Genomic DNA, 23,811 nt, shown 5'->3' on the forward strand with positions numbered 1-23,811 from the left:
ACCCTGGACAAACGCATGACAGCGGCCGAGGTCGTCGGCACGCTGCGCGACGGCATGACCATCGGCATCGGTGGCTGGGGTCCGCGGCGCAAGCCGATGGCGATCGTGCGCGAGATCCTGCGCTCCGATCTCAAGGACCTGACCGTCGTCGGTTACGGCGGCCCGGACATGGGCATGCTGTGCGCCGCCGGCAAGGTCAAGAAGCTGGTCTACGCCTTCGTCTCGCTGGATTTCATCCCACTGGAGCCATTCTTCCGCAAGGCGCGCGAGGCCGGCGGCATCCAGGCCGTCGAGCTCGACGAGGGACTGCTGCACTGGGGATTGCGCGCCGCGGCCATGCGCATTCCGTTTCTGCCGACTCGCGTCGGGCTCGCCACCGACCAGATCGCCAAGGCCCATCCAGACCTGCGCACGATCACCTCACCCTACGCGGATCGCGAAGTGCTGCTGGCGATGCCGGCGATCCAGCTCGACGTCGCGCTCGTGCACGTGCACGTCGCCGACCGTCTCGGCAACCTGCGGGTATACGCGCCGGATCCCTTCTTCGACGAGCTGTTCGCACGCGCGGCCGAGCGCTGCTATGTCGGCTGCGAGCAGCTCGTCGAGCGCATCGACGGCGACGAGATCGACGCGCGCTTCAACCTCGTGGAGCGCAACCTGGTCAGCGGCGTGGTGCACACCCCGGGCGGTGCGCATCCGACCTCGAACGTCGACATCCGCGGCGCGGGTCTGGGCTACGGCTGGGACGCGGCGCATCTGAAGCGCTACTGCGCGGCCGCGGAGCAAGACGGCGGCTGGCAGCAATACGCGGAGGAATTCCTGCGCGGCGACGAGGCGGCCTACCAGATGGCCGTCGGCGGCCTGGATGCGATCCGCGCACTGCCGCGGCAGGTGTTCTGATCATGACCAGCGCAAGCACATTCACGCTGGCCGAGCTGCTGATCTGCGCCTGCGCCGAAGTCTGGCGCGGTGAGGGCGAGGTGCTCGCGACCGGCATCGGCATCATTCCGCGGCTCGCCCAGGGGCTGGCCAAGCTCACGCACAGCCCGGGGCTGATGATCACCGACGGCGAGGCCTATCTCACCGAAGAACCGGTCGTGCTCGGCGCGAAGGATCACGAGGGCCGCCGCTATGCCGGCTGGATGCCGTATGCACGGGTCTTCGACAACGTCTGGGGCGGCCGCCGTCACGCGCTGGTCGGCCCGGTGCAGGTCGATCGCTGGGGGCAGGCCAACATCTCCTGCATCGGCGAGTTTGCGCGGCCCAAGCGCCAGTTGCTCGGCCTGCGCGGCTTCCCCGGCAACAGCATCAACCACGTCAACTCCTTCTTCGTCCCCAACCACGGTCCGCGCGTGTTCGTCGAGGGCGAGGTCGACGTGGTCTGCTCGGTCGGCTACAAGCGCGAGCGCTGGCCGGCCGGCGTCAAGCCGGACTACATGCGCATCCACCGCATCGTCACCGATCTGTGCGTGATGGATTTCGGCGGGCCGGACCATGCCATCCGCGTCATCAGCCTGCACCCGGGCGTGCGCTTCGAACAGGTTCAGGCGGCGACCGGTTTTCCGCTCGTCAAGGCGGCGGATCTCGTCGAGACCGCGTATCCGACCGAAGAACAGCTCGCGATCATCCGCAGGCTCGATCCGCACGACCTGCGCAGCAAGCAGATCAAGGACAACCCGCCTGGAGTGCGCAAGTGAGTGCGCCCGTCCTCGAAGGCTGGTTCACGCTGGACGCCGAGCCGCGGCTCATCGGCAACCGCTGCCGCCGTTGCGGCACGTACTACTTTCCGAGGCTCAAGACCGGCTTTTGCCGCAACCCGGACTGCGACGGCGAATCCTTCGAGGACACGCCGCTGTCGCGCACCGGCCGGCTGTGGTCCTACACCAATGCGGCCTATGCGCCGCCGGAACCCTACGTCGCGTGCGAGCCGTTCCAGCCCTTTGGCATCGCCGCGGTCGAACTCGAGCAAGAGCGCATGATCGTGCTCGGCCAGCTCGTGCGCGGCACCGAGCTGTCGCGGCTCGCGCTGGGCATGCCCATGGTGCTGGTGCTCGAAGCGCTCGACGACGGCAAGCTGACCTGGAAGTGGAAGGTGGCGACATGAGCGCCGCGCGCGAGATCGCCATCCTCGGTGTCGGCATGCACCCCTGGGGCAAGTGGGGGCGCAACTTCGTCGAATACGGCGTCGCCGCCGCGCGCGCGGCGATCGCCGACGCCGGCGTCCTCTGGCGCGACATCCGCTTCGTCTCCGGCGCGGCGACGATCCGCAACGGCTATCCGGGCCAGGTGGCCGGCGCGACCTTTGCGCAGGCGCTGGGCTGGCAGGGCGCCGAGGTGAACACCTCCTACGCGGCCTGCGCCTCGGGTTCGCAGGCGCTGGCCGCGGCACGCGCGAAGATCCTCGCCGGCGAGTGCGAGGTCGCGCTGGTGATCGGTGCGGACACCACGCCCAAGGGCTTTCTCAGGCCGGCGCCGGGCGAGCGTCCGGACGATCCGGACTGGGTGCGCTTCCGGCTGGGCATCACCAACCCGACCTACTTCGCGCTGTACGCGCGCCGACGCATGGCGCTCTACGGCGACACGCCGCAGGACTTCGCGCTGGTCAAGGTGAAGAACGCCGAGCACGGCCTCGAAAATCCTTATGCGCGCTACAAAAAGCGCTTCACCATCGAGGAGGTGCTGGCCTCGCCGATGGTCGCCGATCCCTTGCGGCTGATGGACGTGTGCGCGACCTCCGACGGCGCGGCCGCGCTGGTGGTGAGCAGCCTCGGCTACGCCGAGCGCATCGGCAAGGCCAAGGCACCGCGCATCGTGGCGATCTCCACGGTGACGCCGAGCTTCCCCTCGGAACTGGTGGAGATGCCGGACATCGCCACCGATTCCGCGGTGGCCTGCGCGCCGCAGTCGTTCCGCGCCGCGCTGCCGAAGAAGGCGTATGAGGAAGCCGGCATCGGCCCGGAAGACGTCTCGCTGGCCGAGGTCTACGACTTGTCCACCGCGCTCGAACTCGACTGGATCGAGGATCTGCAACTGTGCGCGCGCGGCGAGGCATCGGCCCTGCTGCGCAGCGGTGCGACCCGCATCGGCGGCCGCATCCCGGTCAATCCCTCGGGTGGCCTGGCCTGTTTCGGCGAGGCGGTGCCGGCGCAGGCGCTGGCGCAGGTCTGCGAGCTGACCTGGCAGCTGCGCGGTCAGGCCGGTGCGCGTCAGGTCGCGAACGCCAAGGTGGGCATCACCGCGAACCAGGGCCTGTTCGGCCACGGTTCCTCGGTCATCGTCAAGCGCTGATGGCAACCGGGCTCACCACACCGCTGACCGAATCGCTGGGCTGCCGCCATCCCATCGTGCAGACCGCGATGGGCTGGGTCGCCGACAGCCGGCTGGTCGCGGCGACCAGCAATGCCGGCGGCTTCGGTTTTCTCGCCGCGGCGACCATGACCACCGAGACGCTGCGCCGCGAGATCGCCGCGGTGCGTGCGGCCACCGATCGTGCGTTCGGCGTGAACTTCCACATGTTCCAGCCGAACGCGAACGAGGTCATCGAGCTCATCCTCGACAACGCCGATCGCGTGCGCGCGGTCAGTTATGGGCGCGGCCCCAGCGCGGCCACGATCCGTCGCTTCAAGGACGCCGGCGTGCTGTGCATGCCGACCGTCGGTGCGCTCAAGCACGCGGTCAAGGCCGTGGAACTCGGCGCCGACCTCATCACCGTGCAGGGCGCCGAGGGCGGCGGGCATACCGGCGCGGTGCCGACCACGCTGCTCTTGCCGCAGGTGCTCGACGCCGTGAAGGTGCCGGTCGTCGCCGCCGGCGGTTTCCACAACGGCCGCGGGCTGGCGGCGGCGCTGGCCTATGGCGCGGCCGGCATCGCGATGGGCACGCGTTTTTTGATGACCGCGGAATCGCCGGTGCCGCGCAGCACGCTGCAGAAGTACATCGAGGTCGATGACCCCGCGCGCATCCGCGCGTCGACCGCGGTGGACGGACTGCCGCAGCGCATGATCGACAACCCGTTCCTGCGCAAGCTCGAACAGGGGGGGCTGCTGCGGCGCCTGTTCGTCGCGCTCTTTAGCGCCTGGCGCTGGCGCGCGCACACCGGCATGTCGCCGGCGCAGATGGTCAAGACCTTCTTCGCGGCGCTGCGCGAGGGCGATGGCGCGATCCAAACGATGATGGCGGCGAATGCGCCGATCCTGATCCAGCGCGCGATGGTCCAAGGCCATCCGGACGAAGGCGTGCTGCCCTCGGGGCAGGTCGCTGCCGTACTCGACACGCTGCCGCCGGTGGCCGAGGTGATCGAGGCCATCGTGCGCGAAGCACAAGCACGCCTCGCTGCGCTCGGCGCCCTGTCCCGACCCTGCGGTCCCCCCGCTGCCGCGAGCCGGAGCGGGGAAGGGGAGGAGGCGGCGCGAAGCGCCGTGGCGCACGCGCAGACGAAGGAATCGACATGACTGCTCCATTCTCGACCACCCTCACCGACGGCATCGCCGAACTGGTGATCGACCGCCCGCCGGTCAATGCACTCGACGCTGCCGGCTGGCACGCGCTCGCCGACGAGATCGAACGCATCGGCCGCGATCCGGCGGCGCGCGTGATCGTGATCCGTGCCGAGGGCCGCGGATTTTGCGCCGGCGTCGACATCAAGGAACTCGACAAACATCCCGAGAAGATCGTCTCCGTCAACGCCGGCAACTACCGCACGTTCAAGGCGGTGCACCGCAATCCCTTGCCGGTGATCGTCGCCGTGCACGGCTTCGTGCTCGGCGGCGGCATCGGCATCACCGGAGCGGCGGACATCGTCGTCGCCAGCGAGGACGCGAGCTTCGGCGTGCCCGAAGTCGACCGCGGCGCGATGGGCGGCGGCGCCCACCTGCAGCGTCTGTTCCCGGTGCAGAAGGTGCGCATGATGTATTTCACCGGCGAGCCGATCGGCGCGGCCGAGGCGTATCGCCTGGGGGCGGTCGAGCGCGTGGTGCCGCGCGAAGAGTTGCGCGACGCCGCACTGGCGATCGCGCGCACGATCGCGGCGAAGAGCACGGCGATGATCCGGCTCGCCAAGGAGTCCCTGAACGGCATCGAGGACGGCAACCTCGAAGACAAATACCGCTGGGAGCAGGGTTTCACCCTGCAGGCCTACAGCGAGAAGGACTCCGCCGAGACGCGTCGCGCCTTCGTGGAGAAACGGGCAGCGCGGTTCGAGGGCAAGACGTGAAGCCGAGAACAACCCGTGCCGCCGCAGCGTGTTTCGAAGGTCCGGGCCATGGATGGCGCGGTCCGGTATAGGACATTCCGATGAGGCTGGAATACACCGAGAAGCAAAACCGCTTCCGCGCGGAAGTGCGCGAATGGCTCGCGGCAAACCTGCCCGCGAAACCGCTCGCGAGCTTCGATACCCCCGAGGGCTTCGAGCAGCACCGCGCCTGGGAGCGCAAGCTCGCTGAGAAAGGCTATTCGGCCGTCACCTGGCCCAAGGACTACGGTGGCCGCGGCTGCGATCTCATCGAGTGGCTGATCTTCGAGGAGGAGTACTGGGCCGCGGGCGCGCCGCTGCGCGTCAACCAAAACGGCGTGTTCCTGCTGGCGCCGACCTTGATGGAGTACGGCACGCCCGAGCAGAAGGCGCGCTTTCTGCCGCGCATGGCCACGGGCGATGACATCTGGGCCCAGGGCTGGAGCGAGCCCGGCGCCGGCTCGGACATGGCGGCGATCCGCAGCCGCGCGGTGCGCCGCAACGGGCACTACGTGGTCAACGGCCAGAAGGTGTGGTCCACGCGCGCAGTGTGGGCGGACTGGCTGTTCGGCCTGTTCCGTACCGATCCCGACTCGCAGCGCCACCACGGCCTGAGCTTCCTGCTGCTGCCGCTGAAGACGCCGGGCATCACGATTCGCCCGATCAAGCAGCTCAACGGCCTGCCGGGTTTTGCCGAGATCTTCTTCGATGATGTGCAGGTGCCGGTCGAAAACCGCGTCGGCGACGAGGGCGCCGGCTGGAGCATCGCCATGGCCACGGCGGGCTTCGAGCGCGGGCTGATGCTGCGCTCCCCCGCGCGCTTCCAGCAGACCGCGCGTCAACTGGTCGATCTGTACCGCCGCCACCGCGAGACGGCCGATGCCGACCCCGGCATCCGCGACGCCGTGATCAAGAGCTGGATGGATGCCGAGGCCTACGCACTGGCGACCTATCGCACCGCGTGCCGGCTCGCCAAGGGCGGCCAGATTGGCGCCGAGGCGAGCACCAACAAGATCTTCTGGTCGGAGCTCGACCTGCTGATGCACGAAACGGCGATGCGCATCCTCGGCGCGCGCGGCGAGCTGATGCCCAACGCGCCCGACGGCGGCGACATCGGCGCCTGGCTCGATGGCTTTTTGTTCTCGCTCGCCGGGCCGATCTACGCGGGCACCAACGAGATCCAGCGCAACATCATCGCCGAGCGCATGTTGGGATTGCCCAGGGCGTAAACAGATGGACTTCACCTTCGACGAGCAGCAGCTCGCCTTCCGCGACGCGATCCGCAAGTTCCTGATGGTCGAGGCGGCCCCCGAGTGGCTGCGCGAGATCTGGGAGACCACCGAGACCGGCCGCAGCGCCGAGCTGCGCGCCAAGCTGGCCGATCAGGGCCTCACCGCGCTGTCGGTGCCCGAGGAATTCGGCGGCATCAACGGCGGCGATCTGGACTGGGTGCTGGTGCAACAGGAGCTGGGTTATTTCGCCATCCCCGATTCGCTGACCGCCACGGCCTATCTCGCCGTGTATCTCTTGCAGCGATTGCCGGCCGACGTGGAACTCAAGCGCCAGTGGTTGCCGCGCATCGCCTCCGGTCAGGCGCGCGTGGCCGTCGGCCATCCGATCAACCCGATGGTCGCCGACGCCAAGAACGCCGATCTTCTGCTGCTCTGGCACGAGGACGAGGTGCACGCCCTGCGGCCCGAGCAGGCCAAGCTGCGCCTGAATCCGAGCATCGACCTGTCACGGCGCCTGTACAAGGTGGAGTGGACGCCCACTGCGGCCACGCGCTCGTGCAAGGCGGCGCTCGGTCATAAGCTGTGGGCGGGTGTGATCGATCGCGCGGGGCTGGCCATCAGTGCGCAACTGATCGGGCTGGCGCAGCGCATGCTCGACCTGGGCGTGGACCACGCGGCGCAGCGCAAGCAGTTCGGCAAACCGATCGGCAGCTTCCAGGCGGTCAAGCACCACATGGCGGACGTCGCGGTGAAGATCGAATTCGCCGAGCCGGTGGTGCACCGCGCCGCCTATGCGCTCGCCCATGACGATCCGCGCGCGGCGCTGTACGTCTCGCAGGCGCGGCTCGCCGCCGGCGAGGCCGCCCTGCTCGCCGCGCGCAAGAGCATCCAGGTGCACGGCGCGATGGGCTACACCTGGGAAGCCGATCTGCAGATGTTCATGAAGCGCGCCTGGGCGCTCAACGCGACCTGGGGCGACGCCAAGTTCCACAAGGCACGGGTTGCGGCGGCGGTGCTCGGCGATGACGCACGCCTGGGGCCCGGTGCGACCTTCATCGATCGCTGAAGACGACCGTATCCTTCACGTCTCACGCATCACGTCTCACGTCTCACGGAGCTAAAAAATGGCCGAAGCCTACATCGTCGATGCCCTGCGCACGCCCACCGGCAAGCGCAAGGGCAGTCTCGCCCACCTGCACGGCGCCGATCTGGGCGCCCACGTGCTCAAGGCACTGGTCGCGCGCAATGCCATTCCCGCCGAGGACTACGACGACGTGATCTTCGGCTGTCTGGACGCGATCGGGCCGCTCGCCGGCAACATCGCGCGCACCTGCTGGCTCGCCGCCGGTCTGCCGCTGCACGTGCCCGGTGTGACCATCGACCGCCAGTGCGGCTCTTCGCAGCAGGCGGTGCATTTCGCCGCTCAGGCGGTGATGTCCGGCACGCAGGACGTGATCGTCGCCGGTGGCGTGCAGACGATGACGCAGATCCCGATCGGCTCGGCCATGGTCTGCGCCAAGCCGCTCGGCTTTTCCGATCCGTTCTCCGGCTCCAAGGGCTGGGTGGAGCGCTTCGGCAACGCGCCGGTGTCGCAGTTCCATGGCGCGCAGATGATGGCCGATCACTGGAAGCTCTCGCGCCAGGACATGGAGGCTTTCGCATTGGAGTCGCACCGCCGCGCGCGCCGCGCGCAACGCGAAGGCCGCTTCGATCGCGAGCTGGTGGAGATCGCCGGGCTCAAGGTCGACGAGACCGTGCGCGACACCTCGCTCGAACAGATGGCCGCACTCGAACCGCTCGCGCCCGGCGGCACCATCACCGCCGCGGTGTCGAGCCAGACCGGCGACGGCGCCGCGGCCATGCTCATCGTCTCGGAGCGGGCGCTCAAGCGCTATGGGCTCAAGCCGCGCGCGCGCATCCACCACATGAGCGTGTACAGCGACGATCCCATCATGATGCTCAGCGCGCCGATCCCGGCGACCCGGGTCGCGATGAGGAAGGCCGGGATGCGGCTCGAGGACATCGACCTCGTCGAGATCAACGAAGCCTTCGCCCCGGTGCCGATGGCCTGGCTCAAGGAAACCGGCTATCCGCACGAGAAGACCAACGTCAACGGCGGCGCGATCGCGCTCGCCCATCCGCTCGGCGCCACCGGCGTCAAGCTGATGACCACGCTCTTGCACGAGCTGGAGCGCACGCGCGGCCGCTACGGTCTGCAGACCATGTGCGAAGGCGGCGGCGTCGCCAACGTCACCATCATCGAGAGGCTCTGAGCATGGGGATTTGCAGCGACCGCAGCATCATCATCACTGGCGCCGGCGCCGGCCTGGGCCGTGCCTATGCGCTGGCGCTGGCCGCCGAGGGCGCGGGCGTGGTCGTCAACGACATCAAGGCCGATGCCGCCGAGGCGGTCGTCGGGGAGATTCGCAAGGCCGGTGGACGAGCCATCGTCAGCGCCGACGACATCACCACCATGGACGGCGCCGCGCGCATCGTCCAGGCCGCCGTCGACGCCTTCGGTGACGTGCACGGCGTGGTCAACAACGCCGGCATCGTGCGCGACCGCATGTTCGCGTCGATGACCGAGGAGGATTGGGATCTGGTCATCAAGGTCCACCTCAAGGGCCATTTCTGCATCGCCAGCCATCTGGTGCGCCGCTGGCGCGACCAGTCCAAGGCCGGGCAGACGGTCGATGCGCGCATCATCAACACCAGCTCCGGCGCCGGCCTGCAAGGCTCGGTGGGTCAGAGCAACTACGCCGCGGCCAAGGGCGGCATCGCCACGCTGACCCTGGTGCAGGCCGCCGAACTGCGCCGCTACGGCATTACCGTCAACGCGCTGGCGCCGGCCGCGCGCACCGGCATGACCGAGCCGGTGTTCGGCGCGATGATGAAAAAGCCGGACGATCCGCTGGCTTTCGACCACTACGCGCCGGAGAACGTGGCGCCGCTGGTGGTGTGGCTCTGCAGCCCGCTGTCCGCGCACGTCACCGGGCGCGTGTTCGAAGTCGAAGGCGGAAAAGTCTCGATTGCCACCGGCTGGCGCACCGGCCCGGTGCGCGACAAGGGCGCGCGCTGGCAGCCGGCCGAGCTCACCGACGTGATCGACGCACTGATCAAGGAAGCCCCGCCGGCGCAGAAGGTGTACGGCACGTGAGCAGCGCGCGGCGGTGGTCGTGCGCGGCGCAGGCCGTGCTTCGCGCATGAGCGAGGACGCCGCGGCGCCGGTGAGCGCCGGAAGCGATCCGGCGGCCTATCGGTTCTGGGTGCCCGAGCACGTGCGCTTTGCCGATCTCGACCTGATCGGGCATGTCAACAACAAGGCCTACGCCACCTATGCCGAGAGCGGGCGTGCGGCCTTTTTGCGTCACATCGGCCTGTGGCGGCCAGACGCCGCGCGCCAGAGCGTCGTCGTGCGTCTACAAATCGACTACCGGCAGGAGCTGCACTATCCGGCCGAGCTGCGCATCGGTGTGCGTGTGCTGGACATCGGCCGGCGCTCATTCACGCTCGGGCTCGGCATCTTCCACGGCGAGCGCTGTGCGGCCACCGTCGTCACTGTGTTCGCGCGCGTCGATGCAAGGACCCGCCGCGCGGTCGAGCTCGATGACGCCGAGCGCGCCGCACTGGGCGAGTATCGCGCGCATGCTCTGGGCGGATGAGGCCGCGGCACTCGGTGGCGGAGCATCCCCGTGACCGGTGCCCGGCGACGCGCCGATCCCGATCCGCGGCGCCGACCCGTGACCTCACGCCGCCCGCGCCGTCGTGCGCACGGCGTCGAGCGTGCGCAGCAGTTCCTCCAGATCCGCCGCCCCGAAGAGCGCATCAGGCCCTTGGGGCGTGAGATCGGTGAACGGCGATTCGTAGAGCCTCGTCGCGTCCACCACGCCGTGCCCGGTCAGGTGATCGACGATCAGGTTCACGAATTCGAGTTGATTGGCGCTCAGCGTCCTGCCATCGATGAACTGCGCCAAGACTTGTTTGGCTGCCGCCCGGTCCATGCCGACGAGGGAGCGCACCAATAGCCCCAAACCTTGGGCATCCTCGGCCGCCTGCTGGATGTCTCGCGGCTCAGCCGCCCCGCTATCCGCCAGCAGGCTTGAGCTCCGCAAGATCGGTCCGCGTGAGCGGCCGGTTCGTGTGCAGCTTGGCCACGGCGACGTGATCCAGGTGCTCGCCAAGGAACGCCCGCACTTTCGCAATGAACGGGGTTTGATCCGCGCCGACGACGAAGCCGGAAAGTGCGAACTCGCGCCCATCGCCCGTCCGGTCTTCGAAAGGTAATTCCTAACCTTTTGCGGACCAGAATGGGACGTCGCTCCTGGATCGAGATCTGCTTGAACGGCTCGCGCAGTTGCTCCTCCAGCGCACCGCAGCCACGCGCCAGTCGGTAGACCGCTCCCGCGAGACCGCGCTGGTATCGGGCAGGAACCGCTGCCGGTACGACGGCACGCCCAGCACGAACGACTCCAGCAGGCGTCCCTTCGTCGCGGTGGGCAGTCGTACCGAGTCCCACACCGACGTCCACGTGAAACGCAGCCGATGGGTGCGGCACTTCAGTCGCCGGTGATCATGCGCGCAGGTCGTGCCGTGTTCGCGGGGGCCTCATGGTGCCCGGCGTGGTGGCGCACGGGCCGGTGCGGTGCCGGCGCCGAGTCTGCGCCGGCGATCGTCTCAACGGGTGAAGCCCGAGCGCCTCGGGGCTGCGGATAATGCGGAAATCTCCCCCGGCCTTTTTGCGCATGCGACTCGCGCTCACCGACGATCAGCTCATGATCCGCGACGCCGCCGAGCGTTTTCTCGGCGACGTCAGCGATTCCGCCGCCGTGCGGCGGGCGATGGCGGGTGAGCTCGGTTACGAGCCCATGGTGTGGCGGCGCATCGCCGAGGAGTTGGGCTGGTGTGCGCTGGCCATCGACGAGCGCTACGGCGGGCTCGGGCTCGGCCCGGTGGAGCTGGTGCTGATCCAGGAGCAGGCGGGGCGGCGGCTCTTGTGTGCGCCGTTCTTCAGCACGGTGTGCGTTGCCGCGACGCTGATCGACGCGATCGGCACCGACGCCGCGCGCGCACAGTGGTTGCCGAGAATCGCCGCCGGCGCCTGCACGCTGGGCGTACCGTTGTACGGTGCGTTCGATGCCGCCGCGAGCGAGGTGCGGGCGCTCGGCGCGCACGTCGATGGCGCTCGCGTGCGTCTCGACGGCATGGTCGCGCAGGTGGCGGACGGTGCGAGCGCGGATGTGCTGCTGTTGCTCGCCAAGACCGAAGGCGGGTTCGGCCTGTTCGCGGTGGAGCGCGGTGCGCCGGGCGTGGAGATCGCCGCGCTGCCGACCTTCGATCGCACGCGGCGCTTTGCGCGCGTGCATTGCGACGGCGTTCCCGCACGGCGCATCGACGATGCTGCGCGCATCGCCAAGGGGTTGCCGCGCGCCGCGGCCTTGCTGCGCCTGTATCTTGCCGCCGAGCAGCTCGGTTGCGCGCAGCAGTGCCTGGATCTGACCGTGGCGTACACGGCGCAGCGCCGGCAGTTCGGCCGCCCGATCGCCGCGTTCCAGGCGGTCAAGCACCGCTGTGCGCAGATGATGGTGAAAATCGAGGCCCTGCGCTCCGCGGTCTACGGCGCCGCCGCCGCTGCCGCCGATGCGCGCGTGCCGACGCGCGCGCTGGCCATGGACTGCACCATGGCGCGCCTGATCGCGGTGGATGCCGCGTTCTACTGCGCCCAGGAGGCGATCCAGCTCCACGGTGGCGTCGGCTTCACCTGGGAATACGATCCCCAGCTCTACTTCAAGCGCGCGCTGGCGGCGGCGAACTGGTTCGGCAGGGCCGAGCACCTCGCGGCCGAACTGGCCGACGCGGTGTTCGAGGAGGGCGTATGAATCTCGATCCGACCCCCGCCGACGAGGCCTTTCGCGCCGAAGTCGCGCAATGGCTGCGCACGCACCTGGTCGGCGAGTTCGCCGCGCTGAAATTCCGTGGCGGCCCCGGTGACGAGGAGTACGAGCCGGCGCTGCGTAAACGCTGGGAGCAGGAACTCGCCGCCGGCGGCTGGACCTGCGTGGGCTGGCCGCGCGAATTCGGCGGCCGCGGCCTGTCGATCGAGCAGCAGGTGATCTTCCACGAGGAATACGCGCGCGCCGGCGGACCCGGGCGCATGGGCCACATCGGTGAGGGCCTGATCGGCCCGACGCTGATCCAGTTCGGCACGCCGGCGCAGCAGCGGCGCTTTCTGCCCGAGATCGTCGCCGGACGGGAGTTCTGGGCACAGGGCTATTCCGAGCCCGGCGCCGGATCGGATCTCGCCAACGTGCAGACGCGCTGCTGGCAGCAGGCCGATGGCTCATGGTGCGTGCAGGGCCAGAAGATCTGGACCTCGCTCGCGCACGAGTCCGACTGGATCTTCGTGCTCGCGCGTTCCGAGCCCGGCAGCAAGGGCAACAAGGGCCTGAGCTTTCTGCTCTTGCCGCTGGATCAGCCGGGCATCGAGATCCGGCCGATCCGGCAGCTCGGCGGCGGCGCCGAGTTCAACGAGGTGTACTTCGACGGCGCGCTGGCGCAGGCCGACCATATCGTCGGCGCGCCAGGCGAGGGCTGGAAGGTGGCCATGGGACTGCTCGACGTCGAGCGCGGGGTTTCGACGCTCGGCCAGCAGATGCGCTTTGCCCACGAACTCGCATTGATCATCGAGGCCGCCCGGCGCAACGGCCGAGCGCGCGATCCGGCGATCCGTGCGCGCATCGCGCACGCCTGGTGCGGGCTGCGGGTGATGCGCTATAACGCCCTGCGCATGCTGGCGCCTTCCGACGGCAACCCCCTCGGTCTGCGCCGCGAGGCGCTGATCTACAAATACTACTGGTCCAACTGGCACCGCGACTTGGGTGAGCTGGCCATGGACGTGCTCGGCGCCGAGGGCAGCGTGATCTCCGACGACCCGGCGGTGCGCCCATTACAGCAAATGGCCTTCTTCTCGCGCGCCGACACGATCTACGCCGGCACCAACGAGATTCAGCTCAACTTGATCGCCGAGCGCGGCCTTGGCATGCCGCGCGAGCCGCGACCGGCGGGCTGAGCGTCGGCAGCGCCGATGCCATAGCGTTGCCGATACGCGCTCGGCGTGCAGCCGGCCTTGGCGCGAAAGGCGCGGGCGAAGTTGGCGGAGTCGTGAAAGCCTAGCGAGTAGGCGATCTCCGTCACGCTCATCTGACCGGCAGCCAGGCGCTCGCAGGCGAGTTCGAAGCGGACCCGGGCCAAGAGTTCGCGGTAGCAGGTGCCTTCGCGTTCGAGATAGCGGTTGAGCGTGCGCGTGGTCAGGTTCAGCATCTTCGACAGCTCTTGCAGCGTTGGCACGCCGTCGCCCATCTCGCGTATCGTCATCATCACCCAGTCGGAAAAGCGCCCCACCCGCGTGACCTGTCGCGCGAGCGAGCGGCAGCGCTCCTCCGCCACTTGCAGCGCGTTGGGATCGGACAGCCGCAACGGCAGCGTTCGCAGATGGCCGAACAGCGTCAATCGCACCTGCGGACTGGCGTTTGCATCGAAGTGACACTCCACGTCGCGCAGCGCCCGATAGCGGCACAGGTGCGCAGGCTCGGGCATCGACAGCGTGAGCCGGGACCGTGGGCGATGTCCGCCCGTCAGATCGTCGATGTCGCGCAGCGCGGCGATGGCGATCGCTTCGAGATGAAAGTCGAGACACGCGCGGCTCATGCCGATCACCGGCGTGAACAGCAGCTCGCTACGACCGGTATCGATGGTGTACCGCAGGCGGAAGCTCGGCATCACCAGACGAAAGTAGCGCGCGACGAAGCGCAGCGCGTCCTCGAGCGTCGGGCAACTGAGCATGCCGAAGCCGACGATGCTGTGCGTGCTCACCGACAGCAGCTGGCCGAGCTCGAAGGCGGTGTCGGAGCGGGCGCCGGCGTCGAGCAGATGGTTGATCAGCTCGTCCACCTGCGCGAAGGGGATGCTCGCGTCGGGCTGCTGCAGTTCGGATTCGGACAAGCCCAGGTCGCGCAGGCAGGCGCGCAGATCGACGCCTTGGCGCGGCAAGACCTCGGCCAGTCTCAAGTAGTAGCGGGCGGGGACCCGAAGCGGCGTGCCCCCGCGTGCGGGTGGTCGCGGCATGGTGCTCCTGTGAGGCTGTCGCATCGTAACAGGTCGGTGTCCGCTCATGACAGGCCATCGCTGCCCCGGCGCTTGCAATATGGCCATGGTGCAGACGAAGGTACGTGCGCAGGAGACTGACGATGGACACCGTGCTCGGTTCGCGGACATCACCCGATGCGGTGTGGATCGACCGCAAACGTTACTGGTGGCTGCTGAGCCCCGCGCTGCCATTGCTGGCGCTGACGGCGCTGGTCGGCGGCCATCTGAGCGCTCAGGGGGCTTGGTACTGGCTGATGCCCGTCGTGTTCTACGGCGTCGTTCCCCTGCTCGACTGGCTGATCGGTGCCGATCCGGTCAATCCCCCCGAGCGTGCCGTGCCGATGCTAGAAGCCGATGCCTACTACCGCCGCATCGTGTTCGCATACATCCCATCGCAGTACGCCGTGACCGTCTACGGGGCCTGGCTCGCGGTGAACGGCGATCTCGCGGCGTGGGAGTGGATCGGAGTGCTCGTCACGGTGGGCCTCATCAACGGCGTGGGCATCAACACCGCCCACGAGCTTGGCCACAAGACTAACCGGCTCGAGCGCTGGCTGGCCAAGCTCACACTCGCGCCGGTCGCTTACGGTCACTTCTTCATCGAGCACAACAAGGGGCATCACAAGCACGTCGCCACGCCCGAGGATCCGGCGAGCGCACGCATGGGGGAAACGTTCTGGGCGTTCTTGCCGCGTACGGTGATCGGCAGCTTTCGCTCGGCGTGGCGCATCGAAAGCGCCCGTCTGCGGCGCGACGGCAAGCCGGTGTGGTCCTTGCACAACGAGATTCTGCAAGCCTACGCGATGACGGCGCTCCTGTTCGGCGCCTTGGCGGCGTGGTTGGGTCCGTGGGTGCTGGTGTTTCTTTCCCTGCAGGCGGCTTACGGTGCCAGCTTGCTCGAGGTGGTCAATTATGTGGAACACTACGGTCTGCTGCGTCTCAAAGACGCGAGTGGTCGATACGAACGTTGCCAGCCACGGCATTCGTGGAACAGCAATCACGTGGTTACCAATCTGCTCCTGTACCAGCTTCAGCGGCACTCCGATCACCACGCCAACCCCACGCGTCGCTATCAAAGCCTGCGTGACTTTGGCGACGCACCGCAGCTGCCTTCCGGATACGCGTCGATGATCTTGATCGCGTACTTCCCACCACTGTGGTTCCGCCTGATGGATCCCCGGGTCGTCCGTCACTACGGCGGTGATCTGACCAGGGCCAATCTGCATCCGCCCCGTCGCAGGCGACTGCTGCGCCGCTGGATGAACCGCGACGAAGCGTCCGTGGCAGTGCTCAGCGCGGCAAGGCCCGAGCGTGGCTCGGCGTCGCCGCCCGCGCCGCCTGCCCTGCACCGCCACCGCTGCCCGAATTGCGACTTCGTCTACGACGAACGCACGGGATGCCCCGAGGAGGGATATCCCGCCGGCACCGCCTGGTCCTCGCTGCCGCCGGACTGGTCGTGTCCGCAGTGCGCCGTTCGTGACAAGATCGACTTCGTTGCGCTCGAATCCGAGCCCTTGGTCTGATCGTAACGATCGGAGACGGATCGGAGCCGTTGACTCCAGCCTAGCCGGGGAGATCTATGCACGATTCGCGAAGCGCATTTGCGCGGGCCTTCGTTCGCCTGACCGAGCCTTTGGTCTTCAAGCGGCGTTGGTTCACCTTGTCCGTGCTCTTTGCAATCACGCTCCTGCTCGGCTGGCACGCCAGTCATCTACGCATCGACGCCGGCTTCGAAAAGCAGATCCCGCTGCACCATCCCTACATCCAGATCTACAAAAAGTACGAACGGGAATTCGGTGGCGCGAATACGACGCTGGTCGCTCTCACGCAGAAGCAAGGCACGATCTACAACGCGGCGTTCATGCAGACACTGCGCGCCTTGACCGACGCTGTGTACTTCACACCCGGCGTCGATCGCGCACGCGTGAGTTCGATCTTCACGCCGGACGTTCGTTACCTCGAAGTGGTGGAGGGTGGTTTCGCCGGCGGCAACGTGGTTCCCGCCGACTTTACGCCGACGAGCGAAATGCTCGAGCGGGTGCGCGCCAACGTCGAAAAAGCGGGCATCATCGGCCGGCTGGTGGCCAACGACCAGACCGGCGCCATGGTGTTCGCAGAGTTGCTCGAGCGTCACCCGGTCACCGGCGAGAAGCTCGACTACGTCAAGACCGCGCACCGCCTCGAGGACATCCGTCGGCGCTTCACCAGTCCCACGCTTTACGAATACCGCTTGCGCGAAGCGGTCGCGCCTTTCGCGGCCGGCTCGGTCGTTCGCACCACTTATCACGACGAGCGTAACCTGTTCTTTGCGTGGCGCAGCGTCGAGATCCCGCTCGATCCCACCGACTCCGCCAGCGCCTCGCTGCGCGTGCGTGGCGCCGATCTCGACGTCATCGAGCGATCCAATCCCGACTACAACCCGCAGATCGACATCCACATCATCGGCTTCACCAAGGCCGTCGGTGACATCGCCGACAGTGCGCTCGAAGTCTTCGGGTATTTTGGCATCACCGCGTTCTTGGTCTGGCTGTTGCTCGCGTGGTATTGCGGATCACTACTCGTCGCTCTGATGCCGACGGTCTGCGGTCTGCTGGCCGTGACTTGGGAGCTCGGCCTCATGCACCTGTTCGGCTTCGGCCTCGATCCCTTCGCGATCCTGATGCCGTTCATCGTGCTCGCCATCAGCACTTCCCACGGCATCCAGATCACCAACTTCTGGCTCAACGAGTCCGCAGACAACGGCCTGAACGCCTTCGACGCGGCGGTGGCCACCTATCGCCGACTGGTGATCCCGGGTCTGTCTGCGCTGGCGACCAATTTCGTCGGCTTTGGCACGATCTTTCTGATTCCGATCGACATCATCCAGGAGATGGCGGCCAATGCCATGTTTGGCCTGGTCGCGATCGTACTGTGCAAGAAGGTCTTGCTGCCCTGCCTGCTCTCGTTTGCCAGGCTCAAAAACCCGCGACGCTTTCGCGAATACCAGCATCGTCGCGACGAGCGCTTGAAGCCGATTTGGCATGCGCTGTCCGCCATCACGATCCGACCGGTCGCTGCAGTAGTGATTCTACTGGGCGCCGGACTGTGGATCGCGGGGCAGTGGGTGGCGCGCGACCTGAAGATCGGTGAACTGCACGACGGCGTTCCCGAACTGCGGCCGGATGCCCGCTACAACCTTGACTCGGCCCGAATCGTCCGCGATTTTTCCATCGGTGTGGACGTGCTCAAGGTCATCGCCGAAGGTAAGCCGGACGGGTGTATCGATCACCGGATCCTGTCGGAAATGGACCGGCTTTCGTGGCACATCGAGAACACGCCCGGCGTGCAGTCCACCCTCTCGCTGCCAGCGCTGCAGCGCAAGGTCTACAACAGCTTCATGGAGTCGAACCCCAAGTTCAATACACTGCCTCGCGAGAGCGGCGCCCTGGTCGTGACGGTGCAGCCGTTCCCGAGTTCGACGGGCCTGCTCAACGAAGACTGCAGCGCGATGCCGGTACTGATCTTCACCGAGGATCACAAGGCCGAGACCATCGACGTGATCATCGACAGCATCGAGGCCTTCAAGGCACAGCAGGCGGACGACAGCCCCGTGACCTTCCAACTCGCCAGCGGCAATGTCGGGGTCATGGCGGCGGTCAACGACGTGATCAAACAGACCGAGTACACCGTGCTGCTCTGGCTGTTCATCGGCATCGGTGCTTGTGTCGCACTGTCGTTCCGCAGCTTCGCCGCGCTGGTCTGTGTACTCGTGCCCCTGGCCCTGGTCCACGTGGTGAGCTATGCGGTCATGGTGTGGCTGGAAATCGGCGTGAAGTTCTCCAATCTCGCCGTGGCGGCCTTTGCCGCGGGCATCGGTGTCGACTACGGGATCTACATCTACAGCGTGCTCGAAGAAAACGTGCTACTCAAGGGCATGCCATTGCGGGCCGCCTATGCCAATACGCTGCATCAGACCGGCAAGGCAGTCATCTTCACCGCGCTGACACTCGGTGCGACCGTGTGCACCTGGATGTTCTCGAATCTTCAGTTCCAGGTCGACATGGGCATTTTGTTGACGTTGATGTTCTTTGCCAACGCGATCGCCGCAGCCGTTCTGCTGCCGGCCTTCGCCACCTTTTTGCTCAAGCCACCCAAGGAGCCGGTCGTGCTCAATGACCGTGCCCAGATGGGGCCCGTGGTGACGGGGTGACTTGAGCGATTCGCGCGGTCAGTCATCAGGGCCATATCGAGAGGAGCGTCATGATCACGAAGAAAAGTGCATTGCGAGCCATCGCCGTGGGTACGGTCGTTTCGATCGGTGCGGCTGGCGGGTCTGCTTGGGCAAAGGTCAGCGCCGAGGAGGCCGCGCAACTCGGCAAGAAGCTCACACCGATCGGTGCTGAGCGCGCCGGCAACGCCGAGGGAACGATCCCGGAATGGCAACCAGCACCGCAGCGCGGCGAGATCAAGCCGATGTTCCCGTCCAATCCGGACATCGACGGCGACAAGATCCTGTTCACCATCACACAGGCCAACGTCGCCCAGTACGCGGACAAGCTCAGTGAGGGCCACAAAGAGCTGCTGCGGCGCTACGACACGTACAAGCTCAACGTCTATCCGAGCCGCAGGCATGCGAGCTTTCCGGAGCGGATCTACGAGGAGACGATCAAGAACGCGACGCGCGCCAGTCTGGACGGCGTCGACAACCCCTCGGGCGCTTATATCGGCTTTCCGTTCCCGATCCCCAAGACCGGAACCGAACCGCTGTGGAATCATCGGGCGAAGTGGCGCGGGGAGACGATCCGACGCTCCAACAATCAGATGATCGTGCAGCAGGACGGCAAGTTCACGCTGACCAAGATCGTCGAGGACGTGGAGTTCGTCTACGCCAGTCTCAAGCGCAATCCGCCGCTGGAGCTCAAGCCCGGCACGACGTTCATCAACTATCTATCGGAGACGGTAGCGCCACCGCGCATTGCCGGAACCTACATCCTGGTGCACGAAAAAGCCGGCTTTGGACCGGAAGGCCGAGCCGCGTGGTTGTACGCGCCGGCGCTCAAGCGCATCCGCCGCGCGCCGGCGGTGTGCTGTGACAATCCCTACGAGGGCACCGACGGGCACCAGTTCTACGACCAGGTGGACATGTACAACGGCGTGTTCGAGCGCTTCACCTGGAAGCTCGTCGGCAAGAAGGAGATGTACATCCCCGTCAACGGCAACAAGCTGGCCGGCCCCAGCGTCAAGTATGCCGACATGGCGCGACCGAACCATCTCAACAGCGATCTGCCGCGATACGAGCTGCGGCGTGTGTGGGTAGTCGAGGCCGAGAATCGCCCCGAGCTGCGACACACCTTCAAGCTGCGTCGTTTCTACATCGACGAGGACACCTGGAATACGGTGATGGTCGACAATTACGACCAGCAGGGCAAGCTCATGCAGTTCCAGGAAGGACATCTCGTGAGCTATCAGAACCTGCAGGTGCACACGACGATCCCCGAGGTGATCTATCACTTCAACTCCGGACGCTACTTCGTCACCGCGATGATCAACGAGGATCAACCCTATGATCCAACGGTGACTTACGCAAACAACTTCTTCGAAGCCAACACGGTGCAGAACCGCGCTTCGAAGTGACGCCGTTGCGTGACGCGCACCGGTCGCCCTGTGCGACCGGCGCGAGTTCGGCGGTAGGTGCGCGAGAGGAGAATTCAATGAACCGTAGGATTATTGGCGCAAGAATCGCCGCGGCGGTCGTCGCCGTCGCCGCGACGGCGATGCAGCCGGCCACGGCGATCGAGTTCGGTTTCGATTGGCGGGATACGCGCTTCAATGCCGTCCTCAACAACTCGGTCACCTTCGGCTACTCGTGGCGTTTGCAGGACCCGGCCGCAGACTTGATCGGCAAAAGCAATCTGGACCCGAACGTCTGTTCGGGCCCGTTCCAGTCCTGTCAGGGTCTGTACCGCCTGCAGAGCTTCCCGGCCGAGCGTCTGCGCGATGCGCCGGGTATGGCCTCCATCAACTTCGACGACGGCAATCTCAACTACCGTCGCGGCGACATCATCCAGGCCCCGCTCAAGATCACGCAGGATTTTCGCCTGCTGTTCGGCAATTATGGCGTGTTCTTCCGCGGCATCGGCATCTACGACTACGTCAACTACCACGACTTCGAGACGATCAAGCCCAATCTGCTGACCTCCGAGAACATCGATCGGGTGGGAACGACGGGGCAGAATCGCGTCGACAACCGTTACTTCGACCGCGTCTACGGCCCCGGAGAAGTCACGCGAATCGAGCGCGAGCGCGGTGAGGCGCGCGAGATCGGTCTGCGCTACGACGTACTCGATCTGAACTTCTTCGGCAGCATCCCGTACGCCGACGGCACGAAGGATCTGACGTTCCGCATCGGTCGGCAGACCGTGAACTGGGGGCAGAGCACGGTTGCCGTGGTCAACAGCCTCAACCAGGCACAGCCGGTCAATGCCAATTCGCTGTATCGCCTGGGCTTCGGTCTGCTCGAGGAGTTGTTCGTGCCGGTGGCGATGGCGCGTGCGAGCACCGAGATCTTCGAAGGGGGCACGCTCGAAGCCTACTACCAGTTCGAATGGCAGCCGATCGAGATCCCCACCGCCGGCAGTTTCATGTCGTTCGCCGATGTCGGTACGGACAACCAGCGTGACCGCATCTCTTTGCATTTCGGCGGCTCCCCCGAGGATCCGGAAATGCTGGCCGGGGGGCGTCTTGCCAACCCCCTGACCGCGATCACGCCAACCTCGCTGACGGCGCTACGCAATCCGGACCGGGAGGCGCGTGACAGCGGGCAATTCGGGGTATCGCTCAAGTACTACGCCGAAGAGCTCAACAACGGTACCGAATTCGGCTTCTACGCGATGAACTACCACTCGAAGCTGCCGTACATCAGCTTCTTCTCCACGGACGCGAGCTGTGCCCGACGCGAGGGCAATGCGCTCGGCATCGACGCGCGCAATACCACCGAGTTCTTCCGAGCGTGCCCGAACCTGCCGATCACCCAGACCTCGCTGCGCGGGCAAGCCAATCTCGGGGCGGATGCGGCACTGCTGATCGCGCAACGACCCGGTGTTTTGCCCGAGCTCGGCACGGATTTGCTCGGCCTGCTCCAAGCCTTGCTGCCGGTGCCGGGGGCACCGGCGTCGGATGCGGTGCCGTTCGATACCGCGCGTCTGCAGATTGAATATCCCGAGGACCGGCAACTCTACGGCGTCGACTTCACGACCAGTTACGGCGAGTACTCGTTCCAGGGCGAAATCGCCTACCGACCGAACCTGCCTTTGCAGGTCGCCGTGGTCGATCTGGCGTTCGCCGCCTTCGGGCCGACCCTGACGCGCTGTCACGATCCGGCCATCGGGTGCGCCGGCGCGAGTGCGGGGCTGGGCTTCGACGAGGCGGGCAACTACGTAATCTACGATGCCAACGATTTCGTCGATGCCGAGGGCAACAATCCCTATCCCGACACGATCAATCTCCTGGTCGGCGGGGCGCCCGGTTCGGCGCGCTCGTTTCCCAATTTCATCATCCCGTACCGGGGCGGTATGGTCGGCGAGAATCCGCCCAACAGCTACATCCAGGGCTGGATTCCCGGAAACGTCTTGCAGTACAACCTGGGCGCGACTCGTGTGCTCGGCGCTTCGGAGAACTGGATTGGCGCCGATCAGGTCATCCTGCTCTACGAATTCGCGGCCACCCACGTGCTCGACCTGCCCGACTTCGACGAGCTGCAGATCGAAGGGCCGGCGTTTGCGACGACGCACGCGAGCGCGGGCGCCGATGGTAGCGGCGCCGACGGCTCGCGCCTCGCCTGCTCGACCAATCCCGCCTGCAGCATCGGTCCCGACGGTGTCCGCTTCAATCCATTCCAGGCGCCGCGCTCCGCGTTCGCCGATCCATTTTCGTGGGGCTATCGTATCGTCGGACGCATCAGTTACGAGTCGGTCCTGCCCGGGATCAGCGTGCAGCCGCTGTTTATCTTCTTTCACGATCTCAACGGTAATGCGCCAGGGCCGGCGCCCAACTTCGTCGAGGGGCGCAAACAGCTCAACTTCCTGCTGGAGACGCGCTATGAAAAAGCGTTCTCCTTCACGATCGCGTACAACGCCTTTTGGGGCGCCGGTTCCAACAATGTCTACCGTGACCGTGACAACCTCGGCTTTTTCTTTAAGTACCAGTTCTGAGAACCGGCTCGTGGTCACGCCTCTTCTGCGTTGGTTCGCGTCCGTGCTGCTGTTGAGCTCCAGTATCGGCGCGCACGCCGTGGCCACGGCTTCACCCGCCCCTGAGCCGGCGGTAATCGCACCGCGCGCCGCCGAGAGTCTGTTGACCGCGATCACTCGCGCCGGAGCTCGGCGCTTGGTCGCGGTGGGTTCGCGCGGACACATTCTGCTGTCGGACGATTCGGGCGAGCACTGGCGCCAGGTCGCTTCGCCGGTGAGTAGTTTGCTTACGGCCGTCACGTTCTTGGATGCGCAAACCGGCTGGGCCGTCGGTCATGACGGAATCGTGCTCAAGACGACGGACGGTGGTGAGACGTGGCGTATGCACCGCTTCGATCCGACAAGCGTTCCCTTGCTCGACGTGATGTTTCTCGATGCGCAGCGGGGTTTCGCGCTCGGGGCTTACGGTACGTTTCTGACCAGCGAAGATGGCGGCGAGACGTGGCAGGCGGTCGACAACGCGCTCACCGAGGAAGGCAAACATCTAAACGCGATTGCACGTCTTGCGGATGGCCGGCTGCTCATCGTTGGTGAGCTGGGTCTGATCGGCGTGTCTGCGGACGAGGGACGGAGTTGGATGCTCGGCGCGTTGCCGTACGAGGGCTCGCTGTTCGCCGTGCAGCCCTACGGGGCGCACGGCGCCATCGTCGGCGGCCTACGCGGCAACAGCTTTTGGTCCCTCGACGTGGCCGCCGACGGCTGGACGCGCATCGAGACGGGGTCACTGCACTCGGTGTTCGGCATCGCCGAGCACGGTGCTGGCTTCATCCTCGTTGGCTTCAATGCATCCGCGATCGTGGTCACGGCCGACGGCGACGTCCGCACCCTGTCACTGCGGCCTCTGTCCAACGGCTTCGTTCCAGCACGCTCGATCGAGGCAAGTGCCTTCTCCGACGTCGTCGTGCTCGACAACGGCGAGCTCATCACGGTGGGCGACGCCGGGGTCCGCCGCTGGGCCGTAGAACCGGACTGACCGCTT

General features: G+C 66.5%; 20 protein-coding genes. 18 read left to right on the forward strand and 2 right to left on the reverse strand.

Features of this window, described 5'->3' with window-relative positions; all coding sequences use genetic code 11:
* Window positions 1–3 precede the first annotated feature (3 nt).
* The 11 genes from ABSH63_RS11735 (at window position 4) to ABSH63_RS11785 (ending at window position 10,124) form a co-directional block, all read left to right on the forward strand.
* Window positions 4–900, forward strand: a complete 897-nt coding sequence (locus tag ABSH63_RS11735) for a CoA transferase subunit A (protein WP_352890038.1) — start codon at window positions 4–6, stop codon at window positions 898–900.
* A gap of 2 nt (window positions 901–902) precedes the next feature.
* Window positions 903–1,697, forward strand: a complete 795-nt coding sequence (locus ABSH63_RS11740) for a CoA-transferase subunit beta (protein ID WP_352889972.1) — start codon at window positions 903–905, stop codon at window positions 1,695–1,697.
* Complete coding sequence (locus ABSH63_RS11745; RefSeq protein ID WP_352889974.1) at window positions 1,694–2,104, forward strand: Zn-ribbon domain-containing OB-fold protein; 411 nt, start codon at window positions 1,694–1,696, stop codon at window positions 2,102–2,104. Before ABSH63_RS11740 ends, ABSH63_RS11745 begins: the two co-directional genes overlap by 4 nt.
* Window positions 2,101–3,288: a lipid-transfer protein gene (locus ABSH63_RS11750; protein WP_352889976.1), complete on the forward strand. Its 1,188-nt coding sequence runs from the start codon at window positions 2,101–2,103 to the stop codon at window positions 3,286–3,288. Before ABSH63_RS11745 ends, ABSH63_RS11750 begins: the two co-directional genes overlap by 4 nt.
* Entirely contained in the window at window positions 3,288–4,451 is a 1,164-nt protein-coding gene (locus ABSH63_RS11755; RefSeq protein WP_352889978.1) for an NAD(P)H-dependent flavin oxidoreductase, read from the forward strand. The genes ABSH63_RS11750 and ABSH63_RS11755 overlap by 1 nt, the downstream gene beginning before the upstream one ends.
* A complete protein-coding gene (locus ABSH63_RS11760; RefSeq protein ID WP_352889980.1) occupies window positions 4,448–5,212 on the forward strand; it encodes an enoyl-CoA hydratase family protein in 765 nt (254 codons plus the stop codon). Before ABSH63_RS11755 ends, ABSH63_RS11760 begins: the two co-directional genes overlap by 4 nt.
* Before the next feature lie 80 nt (window positions 5,213–5,292).
* Window positions 5,293–6,459, forward strand: a complete 1,167-nt coding sequence (locus ABSH63_RS11765) for an acyl-CoA dehydrogenase (RefSeq protein ID WP_352889982.1) — start codon at window positions 5,293–5,295, stop codon at window positions 6,457–6,459.
* 4 nt (window positions 6,460–6,463) lie between these two features.
* A complete protein-coding gene (locus ABSH63_RS11770) occupies window positions 6,464–7,528 on the forward strand; it encodes an acyl-CoA dehydrogenase family protein (RefSeq protein WP_352889984.1) in 1,065 nt (354 codons plus the stop codon).
* Between the two features lie 58 nt (window positions 7,529–7,586).
* Complete coding sequence (locus tag ABSH63_RS11775; protein WP_352889986.1) at window positions 7,587–8,735, forward strand: acetyl-CoA C-acetyltransferase; 1,149 nt, start codon at window positions 7,587–7,589, stop codon at window positions 8,733–8,735.
* A gap of 2 nt (window positions 8,736–8,737) precedes the next feature.
* Window positions 8,738–9,619: an SDR family oxidoreductase gene (locus ABSH63_RS11780; RefSeq protein WP_352889988.1), complete on the forward strand. Its 882-nt coding sequence runs from the start codon at window positions 8,738–8,740 to the stop codon at window positions 9,617–9,619.
* Between the two features lie 46 nt (window positions 9,620–9,665).
* A complete protein-coding gene (locus tag ABSH63_RS11785) occupies window positions 9,666–10,124 on the forward strand; it encodes an acyl-CoA thioesterase (RefSeq protein WP_352889990.1) in 459 nt (152 codons plus the stop codon).
* 84 nt (window positions 10,125–10,208) lie between these two features.
* Here ABSH63_RS11785 and ABSH63_RS11790 read toward each other — a convergent pair whose 3' ends face one another.
* Window positions 10,209–10,574, reverse strand: coding sequence for a type I restriction-modification enzyme R subunit C-terminal domain-containing protein (locus ABSH63_RS11790; protein ID WP_352889992.1), 366 nt, complete (start codon window positions 10,572–10,574; stop codon window positions 10,209–10,211).
* 630 nt (window positions 10,575–11,204) lie between these two features.
* Here ABSH63_RS11790 and ABSH63_RS11795 point away from each other — a divergent pair.
* Together ABSH63_RS11795 and ABSH63_RS11800 are read left to right on the forward strand one after the other, a co-directional pair.
* Window positions 11,205–12,338, forward strand: a complete 1,134-nt coding sequence (locus ABSH63_RS11795; RefSeq protein WP_352889994.1) for an acyl-CoA dehydrogenase family protein — start codon at window positions 11,205–11,207, stop codon at window positions 12,336–12,338.
* The gene (locus tag ABSH63_RS11800) at window positions 12,335–13,528 is read left to right on the forward strand and encodes an acyl-CoA dehydrogenase family protein (protein ID WP_352889996.1); all 1,194 of its coding nucleotides are present in this window, start codon (window positions 12,335–12,337) and stop codon (window positions 13,526–13,528) included. Before ABSH63_RS11795 ends, ABSH63_RS11800 begins: the two co-directional genes overlap by 4 nt.
* Here the strand turns inward: ABSH63_RS11800 and ABSH63_RS11805 are convergent.
* Window positions 13,465–14,583 (reverse strand): AraC family transcriptional regulator, encoded by a 1,119-nt coding sequence (locus ABSH63_RS11805; protein ID WP_352889998.1) that lies wholly within the window; start codon window positions 14,581–14,583, stop codon window positions 13,465–13,467. The genes ABSH63_RS11800 and ABSH63_RS11805 overlap by 64 nt on opposite strands.
* Before the next feature lie 122 nt (window positions 14,584–14,705).
* Between ABSH63_RS11805 and ABSH63_RS11810 the strand changes: the two genes are divergently transcribed.
* From ABSH63_RS11810 to ABSH63_RS11830, 5 genes are all read left to right on the forward strand, one after another.
* Window positions 14,706–16,127, forward strand: a complete 1,422-nt coding sequence (locus ABSH63_RS11810; RefSeq protein ID WP_352890000.1) for a fatty acid desaturase — start codon at window positions 14,706–14,708, stop codon at window positions 16,125–16,127.
* A 56-nt stretch (window positions 16,128–16,183) separates the two neighbouring features.
* Window positions 16,184–18,793 carry an efflux RND transporter permease subunit gene (locus tag ABSH63_RS11815; protein ID WP_352890002.1) on the forward strand — a complete coding sequence of 870 codons (2,610 nt, stop codon included), beginning with the start codon at window positions 16,184–16,186 and terminating at the stop codon, window positions 18,791–18,793.
* Between the two features lie 50 nt (window positions 18,794–18,843).
* Window positions 18,844–20,217 carry a DUF1329 domain-containing protein gene (locus ABSH63_RS11820; RefSeq protein WP_352890004.1) on the forward strand — a complete coding sequence of 458 codons (1,374 nt, stop codon included), beginning with the start codon at window positions 18,844–18,846 and terminating at the stop codon, window positions 20,215–20,217.
* 77 nt (window positions 20,218–20,294) lie between these two features.
* Window positions 20,295–22,793 (forward strand): DUF1302 domain-containing protein, encoded by a 2,499-nt coding sequence (locus ABSH63_RS11825; RefSeq protein WP_352890005.1) that lies wholly within the window; start codon window positions 20,295–20,297, stop codon window positions 22,791–22,793.
* Window positions 22,750–23,805: a WD40/YVTN/BNR-like repeat-containing protein gene (locus ABSH63_RS11830; protein ID WP_352890006.1), complete on the forward strand. Its 1,056-nt coding sequence runs from the start codon at window positions 22,750–22,752 to the stop codon at window positions 23,803–23,805. The genes ABSH63_RS11825 and ABSH63_RS11830 overlap by 44 nt, the downstream gene beginning before the upstream one ends.
* The last annotated feature ends 6 nt before the right edge of the window (window positions 23,806–23,811 follow it).

This window comes from Sinimarinibacterium thermocellulolyticum (assembly GCF_040327995.1).
Taxonomy (GTDB): domain Bacteria; phylum Pseudomonadota; class Gammaproteobacteria; order Nevskiales; family Nevskiaceae; genus Solimonas; species Solimonas thermocellulolyticum.